Annotated in this window: 15 protein-coding genes; 11 read left to right on the forward strand and 4 right to left on the reverse strand. The window is 68.3% G+C overall.

The window, feature by feature from the left end; translation table 11 throughout:
* A complete protein-coding gene (locus tag A6A40_RS21185) occupies positions 1 to 906 on the reverse strand; it encodes an ABC transporter permease (RefSeq protein ID WP_108547831.1) in 906 nt (301 codons plus the stop codon).
* Positions 906 to 1,997: an ABC transporter ATP-binding protein gene (locus A6A40_RS21190; protein WP_108547832.1), complete on the reverse strand. Its 1,092-nt coding sequence runs from the start codon at positions 1,995 to 1,997 to the stop codon at positions 906 to 908. The genes A6A40_RS21185 and A6A40_RS21190 overlap by 1 nt, the downstream gene beginning before the upstream one ends.
* A 189-nt stretch (positions 1,998 to 2,186) precedes the next feature.
* Here A6A40_RS21190 and A6A40_RS21195 point away from each other — a divergent pair, with 189 nt between their 5' ends.
* The 9 genes from A6A40_RS21195 to A6A40_RS21235 all read left to right on the forward strand — a co-directional run bounded on the left by A6A40_RS21195 (position 2,187) and on the right by A6A40_RS21235 (position 9,848).
* Positions 2,187 to 3,074, forward strand: a complete 888-nt coding sequence (locus A6A40_RS21195; protein WP_236783927.1) for an IclR family transcriptional regulator — start codon at positions 2,187 to 2,189, stop codon at positions 3,072 to 3,074.
* Positions 3,071 to 3,250, forward strand: coding sequence for a DUF2256 domain-containing protein (locus tag A6A40_RS21200; RefSeq protein ID WP_108547833.1), 180 nt, complete (start codon positions 3,071 to 3,073; stop codon positions 3,248 to 3,250). Before A6A40_RS21195 ends, A6A40_RS21200 begins: the two co-directional genes overlap by 4 nt.
* A 317-nt stretch (positions 3,251 to 3,567) precedes the next feature.
* Positions 3,568 to 4,563 carry a BMP family protein gene (locus tag A6A40_RS21205; protein ID WP_108548062.1) on the forward strand — a complete coding sequence of 332 codons (996 nt, stop codon included), beginning with the start codon at positions 3,568 to 3,570 and terminating at the stop codon, positions 4,561 to 4,563.
* Between the two features lie 17 nt (positions 4,564 to 4,580).
* Entirely contained in the window at positions 4,581 to 6,149 is a 1,569-nt protein-coding gene (locus A6A40_RS21210; protein WP_108547834.1) for an ABC transporter ATP-binding protein, read from the forward strand.
* Entirely contained in the window at positions 6,139 to 7,188 is a 1,050-nt protein-coding gene (locus tag A6A40_RS21215; RefSeq protein ID WP_108547835.1) for an ABC transporter permease, read from the forward strand. Before A6A40_RS21210 ends, A6A40_RS21215 begins: the two co-directional genes overlap by 11 nt.
* 6 nt (positions 7,189 to 7,194) lie before the next feature.
* Positions 7,195 to 8,118: an ABC transporter permease gene (locus A6A40_RS21220; RefSeq protein WP_108547836.1), complete on the forward strand. Its 924-nt coding sequence runs from the start codon at positions 7,195 to 7,197 to the stop codon at positions 8,116 to 8,118.
* Positions 8,118 to 9,398, forward strand: coding sequence for an amidohydrolase family protein (locus A6A40_RS21225; protein WP_108547837.1), 1,281 nt, complete (start codon positions 8,118 to 8,120; stop codon positions 9,396 to 9,398). The genes A6A40_RS21220 and A6A40_RS21225 overlap by 1 nt, the downstream gene beginning before the upstream one ends.
* A gap of 16 nt (positions 9,399 to 9,414) precedes the next feature.
* The gene (locus tag A6A40_RS21230) at positions 9,415 to 9,660 is read left to right on the forward strand and encodes a DUF4258 domain-containing protein (protein ID WP_108547838.1); all 246 of its coding nucleotides are present in this window, start codon (positions 9,415 to 9,417) and stop codon (positions 9,658 to 9,660) included.
* The gene (locus A6A40_RS21235; RefSeq protein ID WP_014188100.1) at positions 9,657 to 9,848 is read left to right on the forward strand and encodes a DUF2283 domain-containing protein; all 192 of its coding nucleotides are present in this window, start codon (positions 9,657 to 9,659) and stop codon (positions 9,846 to 9,848) included. The genes A6A40_RS21230 and A6A40_RS21235 overlap by 4 nt, the downstream gene beginning before the upstream one ends.
* 62 nt (positions 9,849 to 9,910) lie before the next feature.
* Here A6A40_RS21235 and hisC read toward each other — a convergent pair whose 3' ends face one another.
* Positions 9,911 to 11,002, reverse strand: a complete 1,092-nt coding sequence (gene hisC / locus A6A40_RS21240) for a histidinol-phosphate transaminase (protein ID WP_108547839.1) — start codon at positions 11,000 to 11,002, stop codon at positions 9,911 to 9,913.
* A gap of 151 nt (positions 11,003 to 11,153) precedes the next feature.
* A complete protein-coding gene (locus A6A40_RS21245) occupies positions 11,154 to 12,050 on the reverse strand; it encodes a chorismate mutase (RefSeq protein ID WP_108547840.1) in 897 nt (298 codons plus the stop codon).
* A 209-nt stretch (positions 12,051 to 12,259) separates the two neighbouring features.
* On the opposite strand from A6A40_RS21245, the gene metX reads away from it, so the two are divergent.
* Entirely contained in the window at positions 12,260 to 13,492 is a 1,233-nt protein-coding gene (gene metX, locus A6A40_RS21250; RefSeq protein ID WP_108547841.1) for a homoserine O-acetyltransferase MetX, read from the forward strand.
* Between the two features lie 20 nt (positions 13,493 to 13,512).
* Positions 13,513 to 14,124 (forward strand): methionine biosynthesis protein MetW, encoded by a 612-nt coding sequence (gene metW / locus A6A40_RS21255; RefSeq protein WP_108547842.1) that lies wholly within the window; start codon positions 13,513 to 13,515, stop codon positions 14,122 to 14,124.
* Positions 14,125 to 14,132: the final 8 nt, after the last annotated feature.

Here is a 14,132-nt window from a genome sequence, read left to right on the forward strand (position 1 = left end):
TCACCCCAGCCGGCGGCGGTAATGGCCTTCCACCACGCGGTGGTAGGTCAGCATGATGATCAGGTTGGCGGCCAGCAGGATCACGGCGACCGCCGCCCCCATCGGCCAGTTCAGGTCGCTCAGATACTGGTCGTAGACCACGGTCGCGACCATCTTCAGCCGCCGCCCGCCCAGCAGGCCGGGAATGGCGAAGGCGCTGGCGCTGAGGCCGAAGACGATCAGGCTTCCCGACAGGATGCCGGGCAGGATCTGCGGCGCAACCACCCGGACGATGGCCGTCCCGCGCGAGGCGCCGAAGGACAGCGCCGCCTGCTCCACCGCCGGGTCCAGCTTCTGCAGCGAGGTCCAGACCGGAATGACCATGAAGGGCAGCATGACGTGGACCAGCGCCACGATCACCGTGCCCTCGGTGTAGAGCAGCTTCATCCTGCCGATGCCGAGCGCGATCAGCGCCCCGTTCACCGGCCCTTCCGGCCCGAGCAGCATGCTCCAGCCGAAGGCGCGGACGACGACGGAAACCAGCAGCGGCGCCAGGATCACCAGCAGGAAGATCGAGCGCCATGGGTTGGTCATCCGGCTGAGGATGTAGGCCTCCGGCACGCCGATCACCACGCAGATGGCGGTCGCCAGCGCAGAGATCCGGAAGGTGCGGAAGAAGATCTCCAGATAATACTCGTCGGTCAGGACCGACAGGTAATGCTCGACCGTGAAGCCGCCGGTGCGGCCCGTCGCATAGTCGAACTGGTTGAAGGACAGCAGCGCCGTCAGGAACAGCGGCGTCAGCACCAGCGCCACGAACAGCAGCGCCGCCGGCGCCGACAGGAACAGCGGGGCGGAGCGCACGCGGCGTTCCGGCGTCTCATCGCCCGGCGATGCCGGTGCGGCGTCGGGAAGGGCGGCGCTCATCAGGTCACCTCGAGCGCGACGTCGGGCGCCTCCGCCATGGCGCCGCGATGGACGCGCACCACGGACGGAGTCCACTCAAGGCCCACCGGCGCACCCTGGTCGGCGGGAGCAGAGCCGTCGTTCGGCGTCACCACCATCACCGTGCCGAGCGGCCCGTCGATGTGATAGAGCCACTGGCTGCCCAGGAAGAAGCGGTCGGCGACCCGCCCGGTCAGCAGCCCGTTGGACGGCGCGGTCAGATGCATCTTTTCCGGACGGATGCACAGCGTCACCGTCTCGCCCACCGACAGGCCCGGCATTTCCACCGGCACGGCGATGCCGGCCAGCGACACCGTGGCGCCGGCGCCGGTCGCCGTCGCGACCTTGCCCGGCAACAGGTTGGTCTTGCCGACGAAGCGGGAGATGAACTCCGTCTCCGGATGCTCGTAGATGCGATAGGGCTGGTCGATCTGGGTGATGCGCCCGGCCTCCATCACCACGACGCGGTCGCTGATCGAGAAGGCCTCCGCCTGGTCGTGGGTGACCATGACGGTGGTGGTGCCGACCTTGCGCTGGATCTCGCGCAGTTCGTATTGCATCGCCTCGCGCAGCTTGGCGTCCAGGTTCGACAGCGGCTCGTCCAGCAGCAGCACCGGCGGGCGGATCACCAGGGCGCGCGCCAGCGCCACGCGCTGCCGCTGTCCACCGGAAAGCTCGCGCGGGTAGCGCTTAGCATAGGGGGAGAGATGGACGAGGGACAAGGCCTCCTCCACCCGCGGCTTGCGCTCGCCCTTTGGCACGCGCTGCATCTCCAGACCGAAGCTGACATTGTCGAACACGGTCATGTGCGGGAACAGCGCGTAGCTCTGGAACACGATGCCCAGCCCGCGGCTGTTCGCCTTGGCCCGCGTGATGTCGCGCCCGTCCAGCCGGATGGTTCCGGCCGACGGTTCGACGAAACCGGCGATCATCTGCAGGGTCGTGGTCTTGCCGCAGCCCGACGGGCCGAGCAGAGAGACGAACTCCCCCTTTTCCACCGACAGCGACACGTCGCCGACCGCGGTCAGCGGACCGTAACGCTTGGTGATGTTTTTCAATTCGAGGAACGACACTGGGGGAATTCTCCCTCTTGCGACAAATGGCCTCGGTCTCCGGGCCCCACCTGTTGCTCCGATGGTTCCGTCTACCGACCATTCGCGTCAATCCGCTTTTTCCGTAGAAAGAAAAGATTTTGCAAAAGCTTCCGATATACGGAATAGATGGGGCAACCAACATCACCAATTTTCAGAACGGAGCCCAACATGACCGCCGACCTCCGCCGCAGGGCAAAAGGGAGCGCGGGTGTCGAGAGTGCCGGCCCCGAAAACGCTGGCACCGACGAGGCGGGCAGCAAGTCCAGCCTGCAGCGCGGGCTGGCGATCCTGCGCCTGCTGGCCTCCTCCAACGAGGCGGGGGCGCGGCTGACCGACATCTCCCGCGCGCTCGATCTCACCCCGCCGACTGTCCACCGCCTGCTGAAAATCCTGGTGGAAGAGGGGATGGCGGAGGCGGACAAGGCGACCAAGCGCTACCGGCTGGGCATCGACCTGTTCGGGCTGGCGGCGCAGGCCGGCAATCCGAACAACCTGCGCGACATCTGCCGGCCGATCCTGCTGCGCCTGTCGGCGACGCTGCGCGACACCATCTTCCTGCTGGTGCGCAGCGGCTTCGACGCGGTGTGCCTGGACCGCAGCGAGGGGCCCTTCCCCATCCGCTCCTTCACCGGCGACATCGGCGGCCGGGTGACGCTGGGCGTCGGCCAGGGCAGCCTCGCCATCATGGCCTTCCTGCATGCCGAGGAGCGGGAGGAGGTCATCCGCTTCAACCTGCCGCGCATGCAGGGCGTCGGCATCATCGACGAGGTCTATCTGCGCACGGAAATCGCGCGGGTGCGCGATCTCGGCTATGCTAGCCGGTCCACCGGCCTGCTGCCCGGCATGTCGGGTGTGGCGGTTCCGGTGCTGGACCGCGACGGCTATGCCGTGGCGGCGCTCAGCGTCGGCACGATCAGCGAGCGGCTGAACGAGGAACGGCTGCCGGTGGTGGTCGACATCCTGAAACGCGAATCCGCCGCGATCAGCCGCCAGTTGAACCCCTTCGACCCCGTCCTGCGCCGTCCCGCCGCGATTCTGGGCGGCGGCCCGGCATGAAGGGCGTGAAGAAGGCCGACCTGCCGGCCAAGACCTGCCCGGTCTGCAACCGTCCTTTCACCTGGCGGAAAAAATGGGAGCGGGTGTGGGACGAGGTGAAATACTGCTCCGACCGCTGCCGCGGCGACGCCCACAAGCGCGAGGGCGCACGGCAGGACGACCCGCCGCGATCCTGACCGGATCGTCAGGAAGATTTGCCCTTTATTCAATCACATGCCAGCATTCTGACCAGCCGGAGGCATCTGCCCGCGAGATGGGCGGCGCTCCCGGCCGATGGCATTTCCGTTGCATTCGAAATTGCGGCCGCACGGGTCAATGGATTTACGGACACATTCCCGAGTATTCATGAGCTTGGCGGCTCGGCCATACTGCCGCCGGTGACGGCGGCCAACGATACGCGACCAACGATACTCAGCGACGAAGGGGACTCATGATGTCGGTTCGGGGGATGGGGGATCGGGCGATGAACGTCTTTGGCAAGGCGGCCGGGGGTATGACGCGCCGTGCAGTGCTGTGCGGCGTCGCCGCGGTCGCTTTCGCGGCTGCGGCCGGCGGCTCCCTGCCGGCATTCGCGGACGGCAAGGTGAAGGTCGCCGGCATCTACACCGTTCCGATCGAGCAGCAGTGGGTCAGCCGCATCCATGTCGCGCTGAAGGCCGCCGCCGACCGTGGCGACATCGAGTATGTCTGGGCCGAGTCGGTCGCCAACACCGATTATGAGCGCGTGATGCGCCAGTATGCCGAGGCCGGCCAGCAGCTGGTCTTCGGCGAGGTGTTCGGGGTGGAGCGCGCCGCCCGCGCCGTCGCCAAGGACTATCCGAAGACCGCCTTCGTCATGGGCTCCAGCTTCAAGCCGCAGGAGCCGAACTTCTCGGTCTTCGACAACTACATCCAGGAGCCGGCCTATTTGTCCGGCATGGTCGCCGGCGGCATGACCAAGTCGAACGTCATCGGCATGGTCGGCGGCTATCCGATCCCCGAGGTGAACCGCCTGATGAACGCCTTCATGGAAGGCGCCAAGGAGGTCAACCCGCAGGTCAAGTTCTCGGTCAGCTTCATCGGCTCCTGGTTCGATCCGCCGAAGGCCAAGGAAGCCGCCTTCGCCATGATCGACCGCGGCGCCGACGTGATGTATGCCGAGCGCTTCGGCGTGTCGGATGCCGCCAAGGAGCGCAAGGTTCTGGCCATCGGCAACGTCATCGACACCCAGCCGCAATATCCCGACACCGTCGTCGCCAGCGCCCTCTGGCACATGGAGCCGTCGGTGGAGCGCGCCATCGCCGCGGTGAAGGCCGGCAGCTACAAGGCCGAGGATTACGGCCCCTACAGCATGATGGCGCACAAGGGCTCCAGCCTCGCCCCGCTCGGCACTTTCGAGTCGAAGGTCCCCGATGCGATCAAGGCGAAGGTGAAGGAGCGCGAGCAGCAGATCCGCGACGGCAAGTTCACCGTGAAGGTCAACGACGCCGAGCCGAAGTCGACGATGTGACGCCCGGCTTATCCGCAATGTCATCACCCGTGAAAGGCGCGCCGGAGGTCGTCCTCCGGCTCGCCGGCATTTCGAAACGCTTCGGTCCGCTGCTCGCCAACAACGGCATCTCGCTGACGCTCCGCGCCGGCGAGGTGCTGGCCCTGCTCGGCGAGAACGGGGCCGGCAAGACAACCTTGATGAACATCCTCTTCGGCCATTACGTCGCCGACGAGGGGACCATCGAGGCGTTCGGCCGTCCCCTGCCGCCGGGGTCTCCCCGCGCGGCGCTGGAGGCCGGCATCGGCATGGTCCACCAGCATTTCACCCTGGCGGACAATCTGTCGGTGCTGGACAACATCGCGGTGGGGACCGAATCGCTGTGGCGCTGGCGCTCGGACCGGGGGGCGGCCCGCCGCCGCCTGCTCGATCTGTCGCAGCGCTTCGGGCTGGAGGTGCGGCCGGACGCGCTGGTCGGCGAGCTGTCGGTCGGCGAGCGCCAGCGGGCGGAGATCCTGAAGGCGCTCTACCGCGACGCCCGCATCCTGATCCTGGACGAGCCGACCGCGGTGTTGACGCCGCAGGAATCGGCCGGGCTGTTCGAGACGCTGCGCAAGCTGACCGCCGACGGGCTGGCCGTCGTCTTCATCAGCCACAAGATGAACGAGGTGTTCGCCGCCAGCGACACCGTCGCCGTGCTGCGCGCCGGCAAGCTGGTCGCCACCCACGCCACCGCCTCCACCGACCGCGCCAAGCTGGCCGAGCTGATGGTCGGCCGCAGCGTCAAGCCGCCGGCTCCCGCCCCGCTCTCCCCCGGCGAGCCGGTGCTGGAGCTGGCGGGCGTCACGGTGGCTTCCGGCCATGGCCGTCCGCTGCTGGACCGGGTCGACCTGACGGTGCGCCGCCATCAGGTGGTCGGCATCGCCGGCGTGTCCGGCAACGGTCAGACGGCGCTGGCCGAACTGGTCAGCGGCCTGATCCGCCCCGACTCCGGCCGGCTGTCCTTGAAGGGCAGCGTGGTGGAGCATGGCGACCCGGCCGACATGGTCCGGCGCGGCGTCGCCCGCATCCCGGAGGACCGGCACAGCGCCGGTCTGGTCGGCGCCATGGCGGTCTGGGAGAACCTGATCGCCGAGCGCTACCACGACTCATCCTTCTCGCGCTTCGGCGTGCTGCGGCGCGGGGCGGCGCGGGCCTATGCCCGCGAGGTGATCGAGGAGTTCGACGTGCGCTGCCCCGGTCCCGACGCCCGAACGCAGCTGCTGTCGGGCGGCAACATGCAGAAGCTGATCCTGGGCCGCACGCTGGCCCATGGGCCGGACCTGATCCTGGCGAGCCAGCCGACGCGCGGGCTCGACATCGGTGCGGTGTCCTATGTCCACAGCCGGCTGCTCGATGCCCGCGCCGCCGGGGCCGGCGTCCTGCTGATCTCCGAGGATCTGGACGAGATCCTGGCGCTGGCCGACTGTGTCACCGTCGCCTATCACGGGCGCCTCACCCCGCTGCTGCCGCATGACCGGGTGTCGGTCAGCCAGCTCGGCCTGCTGATGGCCGGGCATTGGGACGTTTTGCGCGACATCCTGCCGGAGACCGTTCATGCGGCTTGAACCGCGCACCGATACCCCGCTCGCCGTGCGGCTCTTGGCGCCGGTGGGCGCCGTGGTCGCGGCGCTGGCGCTCTGCGCCCTGCTGGTCGCCTGGACCGGCGCCCCGGTGCTGCGCGCCTACGGCCTGCTGTTCGAGGGCGCCGTCGGCTCCCGCTTCGCCCTGACAGAGACGCTGACCCGCGCCACCCCGCTGATCCTGACCGGATTGGCCGCCGCCGTCGCCTTCCGCGCCAAGCTGTGGAACATCGGGGCGGAGGGGCAGCTCTATATGGGCGCGCTGGCCGCCGTGGTGGTGGGCGGCGGCATGCTCGACCTGCCGGCCTGGGCGCTGATCCCGGTTGTGATGATCGCCGGCATGGCGGCGGGCGGCGTCACCCTGCTCGGCCCCGCCGTGCTGAAGGTCCGCTTCGGCGTCGACGAGGTGGTGACCACCCTGCTGCTGAACTTCGTCGTCCTGCTGCTGGTGTCGCTGCTGCTGGAAGGGGCCTTGAAGGACCCGATGGGCATGGGCTGGCCGCAGTCGGCCCCCGTGGTCGAGGCGGCGGAGCTGCCCAAGCTGGTGGAGCGAACCCGCCTGCATGCCGGGCTCGCCATCGCGCTCGGCCTGTCGGTGCTGCTGTGGCTGATCGACACCCGCACCATCTGGGGCTACGAGAACCGGGCGGTCGGCGCCAACCCGCGCGCCGCCGCCTTCGCCGGCATGCCGGTGACGCGGGTCATGCTGCGCACCGCCCTGCTGTCGGGCGGTCTTGCCGGGCTGGCCGGGGCGGCGGAGGTGTGCGGGCTGAAAGGCTACCTGACGCTCGACCTGTCGCCGGGCTTCGGCTACAGCGGCATCGTCGTCGCCATGCTGGCGCAGCTGCATCCCATCGGGGTGGTGGGGGCGGCGCTGTTCATCGCCGGCATCTTCGTCGGCGCCGACGCCATGAGCCGGGCCATGCCGGTTCCCAACTACATCGCCGACGTCCTGGTCGCCACCAGCCTGCTCTGCATGCTGGTCGCCGGGCTGCTGGCGCGCTACCGGCTGCGGCGGGGGTAAGGGGTTATGGATTTCCTGTCGACCATCCTCGACATCCTGCTGTCGGCCGCCTTCTGGACCGCGGTTCTGCGCATCGCCACCCCCTATGTGCTGGGCACGCTGGGCGAGCTGGTGTGCGAGCGGGCCGGCGTGCTGAATCTCGGCATCGAAGGCATCATGACGCTGGGCGCCATGGCCGGCTGGATGGCGGTCTATCAGGGCGCCGATCTGTGGACCGGCGTGATGGTCGCAGCATGCTGCGGTGCCCTGCTCGGCCTGCTGCATGCGGCGCTGACCGTGCCGCTCGGCCTGTCGCAGCATGTGACCGGCATCGGCGTCACCCTGCTGGGCACCAGCCTGTCCTATTTCGTCTACCGTCTCGTCCTGCCGCAGGCCAGCACCCCGCCGACCGTCGAGCCGTTCCAGCCGCTGGCCCTGCCCGGCGCGCTCGCCCAGACGCCGCTCACCTACCTCGCCTTCCTGCTGGTCGCGGTGGTCGCCTATGTGCTGTACCGCACGCCGGTCGGGCTGGCGGTGCGCATGGTCGGCGAGAATCCGGCCGCAGCCGAAGCGCAGGGGCTGAACGTCACCGCCATCCGCATCGGCGCCGTGGTGGCGGGCAGCGCGCTGATGGCGCTGGCCGGCGCCTTCCTGACCCTGTCGGCCTTCAACGCCTTCTTCTTCAACATGGTCAACGGGCGCGGCTGGATCTGCATCGCGCTGGTGGTCTTCTCCTCCTGGCGGCCGGGCAAGGCGCTGCTGGGCGCCCTGCTGTTCGCGGTGTTCGATGCGCTGCAACTGCGGTTGCAGCAGGCGAGCGGCGGCGTGTTGCCCTACCAGCTGTTCCTGATGATGCCCTATCTGCTGAGCATCCTGGCGCTGGTGCTGGTGGCCCGCCGGGCCTCCTACCCGCGCGCCCTGATGATCCCGTACCGCAAAGGAGAACGCTGATGTTCGACCTGATCCTGCGCCGCGCCACCCTGCCGGATGGCCGCACCGGTATCGACATCGGCATCCGGGGTGGCCGCATCGCCGCGGTCGAAGCCACTCTGGCCGGCGAGGCCGCCTCCGAAATCGACGCCACCGGCAGGCTGGTCAGCCCGCCCTTCGTCGATGCCCATTTCCACATGGACAGCACGCTCAGCTACGGCCTGCCGCGGGTGAACCAGAGCGGCACCCTGCTGGAGGGCATCGCGCTGTGGGGCGAGTTGAAGCCGCAGCTGACCCAGGACGCCATCGTCGAGCGGGCTCTCGCCTATTGCGACTGGGCGGTCGGGCGCGGGTTGCTGGCGATCCGCAGCCATGTCGACATCTGCGACCCTCGGCTGCTGGCGGTGGAAGCCCTGCTCGACGTCAAGAAGCGCGTCGCGCCCTATCTCGACCTTCAGCTGGTCGCCTTCCCGCAGGACGGTGTCCTCCGTGCGCCGGGTGCCAAGGAGCTGCTGGTCCGGGCGCTGGACATGGGCGTCGATGTGGTTGGCGGCATCCCGCATTTCGAGCGGACCATGGCCGACGGCACGGCTTCCGTCCGCCTGCTCTGCGAGATCGCGGCGGAGCGCGGGCTGCTGGTCGACATGCATTGCGACGAGAGCGACGACCCGCTGTCCCGCCATGTCGAGACGCTGGCCTACGAGACGCAGCGGCTGGGGATGCAGGGCCGGGTGACGGGGTCGCACCTGACCTCGATGCACTCGATGGACAATTACTATGTCTCCAAGCTGATCCCGCTGATGGCGGAGGCGAGGCTGGGGGTGATCGCCAACCCGCTGATCAACATCGTCCTCCAGGGCCGCCACGACAGCTACCCCAAGCGCCGCGGCATGACCCGCGTGCCGGAGCTGATGGCCGCCGGCCTGACGGTCGCCTTCGGTCATGACTGCGTGATGGACCCCTGGTATCCGCTGGGCTCCGGCGACATGCTGGAGGTGGCGCAGATGGGGCTGCATGTCGGCCAGATGACCGGACAGGATGGCATGAAGGCCGCCTTCGACGCGGTTACGGTCAACCCGGCCAGGCTGCTGCATCTGGACGGCTACGGGCTGGAGCCGGGCTGCAACGCCGATCTGGTGGTTCTCCAGGCCGGCAACCCGGTCGAGGCGATCCGCACCCGTGCCGCCCGCCTGTTCGTGCTGCGCCGAGGCCGGATCGTCAGCCGCTGCGAGCCGGTGCAGGCGAAGCTCGACCTGCCGGGCCGGCCGGAGACGGTCGATTTCCTGCTGAAGCGGGGGTGAGAGCGAGACGGCTCCAATGACGCTCAGCCTGACCGCTCATGCCCGCTTGACGATCCAGGAGCGAGGGTTGGCTCTGGAATGGGTCGAGCGCGCCATCGAATCCCCCGACCGGATCGAAGCCGATCCCAGCGGACCGGACGTATGGCGGTCGTTCAAGATCATCCCGGAAGCCGGCAACCGGATCATCCGGGTTGTTCATCGACGGGACGGTGCGGATATACTGGTCATCACGGCCTTTCTCGACCGGGGAGCCAAGCTATGAACTCGCGATACGATCCCGAAGCCGACGCGCTGTTCGTGCGCTTTTCGGAGGGCACCATCATCGATTCCCAGGAGGTTGCCCCAGGCATCATTCTGGATTTCGACGATCAGAACCGGATCGTCGCCCTCGAAGTGCTCAACGCCAAAGAGAAAATGGCGGCCGGCGCGATACCCATCGCCGCAGAGTGAGCGCCCAACAAAAAGCCCGCCGGAACGGCCGTTCCGGCGGGCTTTTCCCAGGCTGAAAGCCGTTACGCCTTCAAAAAGTCCCGCAGCCCGTCGGCCACCGCGTGCATCTCCTGCTCGGTGCCGATGGTGACGCGCAGGCAGCTCGGCAGGCCGTAGGACGGCATCTGGCGGACCAGGATGCCGCGGGCCTTCAGGAACTGGCGGGCGGCCTCGGCGTCGTCCTTGCCGGCGGGCTGGCCCTTGAAATCGACCAGCACGAAGTTGGTCACGCTCGGATGCACCGTCAGGCCAAGCTCCCGCACGGTGGCGGAGAACCACTCGCGCCACTGCTCGTTGTGGCGGCGGGAGCGGTCGAGGAACTCGGCATCCTCCACCGCGGCGATGCCGGCGACATGGGCGGCGTTCGACACGTTGAAGGGACCGCGCACCCGGTTCAGCACGTCGACGATCCCGGCCGGGCCATAGCACCAGCCGATGCGCAGCGAGCCCAGCGCGAAGATCTTCGAGAAGGTGCGGGTCATCACGACGTTGGCGTACTTATCCACCAGTTCCTCGCCGGCGGTGTAGTCGTCCTTGTTCATGTACTCGGCATAGGCCGCGTCGATGACCAGGATGACGTCCGGCGGCAGACCGGCATGCAGCCGCGCCACCTCCGACGCCGGCAGATAGGTGCCGGTCGGGTTGTTCGGATTGGCGAGGAAGACCAGACGGGTGCGCGGGGTGACGCGGGCCAGCAGATTGTCGACGCTGGCGGTCAGCCCATCCTCCGGCGCCGTCACCGGGGTGGCGCCGACCGACTTGGCGCCGATCGGGTACATCAGGAAGCCGTATTGCGAATAGAGAACCTCGTCGCCCGGCCCGGCATAGGAGCGGATCAGCAGGCTGATGATCTCGTCCGACCCGGCGCCGCAGACGATGCGGTCGGCATCCAGGTTGAAGCGCTTGGCAATCGCGCCGCGCAGCGCCGCCGAGGCGCCGTCCGGGTAGCGGTGCAGGGTCGAGGCGGCGGCGGAATAGGCCTCCACCGCCTTCGGGCTCGGCCCCAGCGCCCCTTCGTTGGAGGCGAGGCGGATATGACCCTGATGCTCGCCGCCGACATAGGCGGCGATGTCGAGAATCCCCGGACGCGGCTGCGGGCCGTTCGGCTGGGTCATGGTCTGCTTACCTTCCGACGATGGTGGATGGGCGGTTCATGGATGGGGTGGAACAGGATGGAACAGTGCCGACGGCACCGTTCCATTGTTTCACGAAGGGCCGGCAGGATAAGGCAGGAGCCGCCCCGGCGGCTCGCCTCATTCGCGCGCATCAGCCCAGATGCAGCGGCACGGCATAGCCGCCGACGACGTTGACCCGCACCGGGATGTCGCCCGACCGTTCCAGCAGCTTGGCGAGGCGGGGGTCGGCCTGCCCGACGAAGTCGGCGATCTCGACCAGATGGACGGACGGCCCGCCGGTGCTCATGCCGATGGCGTGGCCGGCCGGATGCCAGGTGCAGAAGCTGACCGGCGGCAGGCCGCAGGCCTCCAGCATGTCCTTCAGCCGGCCGCGGCTGAGGTCGCCGCCGATCTCGATGCTCAGCAGGCTGCGGTCGTCGCCGGTCGGCTCATGCGGGACGGCGGCGATGGCAAGCGCGTCGCGGTTCTCGCCGCGGGCATTGCCCCGCCCGCCGAAGGGCAGCCGCGCCACCACCTGCGGCCGGCCGGCATCGGCCGACACCAGGAAGCGCCACCAGGGATCCGAATCGTCGTCGGCGGGATAGGGCACCACGGCGACGGTGGCCGTCCCCTCCGACACCGCACGCAGGGCGGCAGCCGGGGTGTTGACGGCAGTCATCGGCACGAAGCCGCCGAAATGGTCGCGGGCGACGTCCCAGAAGCCGCGGCGGTCCTCCGGCGCATAGACGGCGACGGCGAAGGGCCCCTGCATGCGGGTGAAGGCGGTGATCATCTCCCGCCAGATGCGGACGACGACCTGGGCCGGGAAGGTGCCGGCATGGCGGGCCATCAGGCGCCGCAGGATCGTCGCCTCCCGCGCCGGGCGCAGATAGACGGGCGGTGCCCCGTTCTCTGCCGCGCCATTGCCTTTCGCCGCCCCGATCCGTTCGACCACGGCGGCGCGGCGCATCAACAGGTCATGGATCGCGTCGTCGATCTGGTCGATCTCGCGGCGCAAATCGTCGAGCGGGGTCCGGGCGGGGGCCATGGGTCACGAAACCATCGAATGCAAAGCCGGATAGTAGTAGTCCGCATGCACCGGGAAATCAAAGAAAACATTGACACTCTTGAGCCCGGCTTCGTAGCTATACCCTCCCGTTCCGCCACAGCTCGCTGACGGTTTCCGCCAAGGCGCCGCAAGGCATCCGAAGGCGGAAAGCCGCGAAAGCCAGAACCGCTCGTAAGGCACGAAACGACATGTCCGCGCCCCCCACCGCGCAGCAGCCCCCCCTGGTCACCCCCGCGGCCGCCGACGGCCCGGCCCCCAATGACCAAGCCATGCCGGGCAAGCGCGTGCGTCTGGCGGTGGACCGGCCGATGCGGCTGGACAGCGGGGTGGAGATCGGCGGCTTCCAGATCGCCTACCAGACCTACGGCACGCTGAACGCCGACAAGTCCAACGCGATCTTCATCTGCCACGCCCTGACCGGCGACCATTTCGTGGTGGAGAAGCATCCCGTCACCGGCAAGCCCGGCTGGTGGGAGATGCTGGTCGGCCCCGGCAAGCCGGTGGACACCGACCGCTATTTCGTCATCTGCTCCAACGTGCTGGGCGGCTGCCTGGGCAGCACCGGGCCGAAGGACATCGATCCGGCCACGGGCCAGCCCTATGGCCTGTCCTTCCCGGTCGTCACCATCGGCGACATGGTGCGGGCGCAGAAGCTGCTGGTCGAGCATCTCGGCATCGAGAAGCTGTTCTGCGTCATCGGCGGCTCCATGGGCGGCATGCAGGTGCTGCAATGGGCGGTCGCCTATCCGGAGTCGGTGTTCGCCGCGGTCCCCATCGCCACCGCCGCCCGCCATTCGGCGCAGAACATCGCCTTCCACGAGGTCGGGCGCCAGGCGATCATGGCCGATCCGAACTGGCGCGGCGGCAACTATCTGCTGGAGGGCACCAGGCCGGAGGCAGGATTGGCCGTCGCCCGCATGGCCGCCCACATCACCTACCTGTCGGAAGCGGCGCTGCACCGCAAGTTCGGTCGCAATCTGCAGGACCGCAAGGCGGTCACCTACGGCTTCGACGCCGATTTCCAGGTGGAAAGCTACCTGCGCTATCAGGGGGCGGCCTTCGTCGAGCGGTTCGACGCCAACTCCTATCTCTACATCACGCGGGCGATGGATTATTTCGACCTCGCCGCCGATGCCGGGGGCTCGCTGGCCAACGCCTTCCGGCCGGGGGGCAGCACGACGCCGGTGCGCTTCTGTCTTGCCAGCTTCTCCAGCGACTGGCTGTTCCCGACCGCGGAATCGCGGGCCATCGTGCATGCGCTGAACGCCGTCGCCGCCAATGTCAGCTTCGTGGAGATCGAGACCGACAAGGGCCATGACGCCTTCCTGCTGGACGAGCCGGAGTTCCATCAGGTCATCCACGGATTCCTGGAGGGCTGCGCCGAGCATCGCGGCCTGTCCGTCCGCCGCCGCGCGCGCTGATTGGGGCAGAACGACCGACCATGGTGGACATTCGCGACGACCTGAAACTGATCGCCGAGATGGTGGAGCCGAACAGCCGCGTGCTGGACGTCGGCTGCGGCGACGGCGCCCTGCTGGACTATCTGGCCCAAGCCAAGAACGTCGATGGGCGCGGCATCGAACTCAGCATGGACGGTGTGCGGCAGTGCGTGGCGCATGGCCTGTCGGTGATCCAGGGCGATGCCGAGACCGACCTTAAGGATTACCCCGCCGACGCCTTCGACTACGTCATCCTGGGCCAGACGCTGCAGGCGATGCGGCAGCCGCGCGACGTTTTGCAGATGCTGTGCCGCATCGGCCGCCGCGCCATCGTCTCGGTCCCCAATTTCGGCTATTGGCGGGTGCGGCTGCAGCTTCTGCTGACCGGCCGCATGCCGGTGACGGAAAAGCTGGGCTACCAATGGTGGGAAACGCCCAACATCCATTTCTGCACGCTGCGCGATTTCGTCGTGCTGACCGAGGAGATGGGCATCACCATCGAGCAGACCCGCATCCTCGACCATGCCGGCCGGGTCACCAGCCACGCCCATTCCGGTTTCGCCAACCTGTTGGGCGAGCAGGGCGTCTTCCTGCTGAAGCGCAACGGCGGCTGAGTTTCCGG

Origin of the sequence: Azospirillum humicireducens (assembly GCF_001639105.2) — a bacterium.
Classification (GTDB): Bacteria; Pseudomonadota; Alphaproteobacteria; order Azospirillales; family Azospirillaceae; genus Azospirillum; species Azospirillum humicireducens.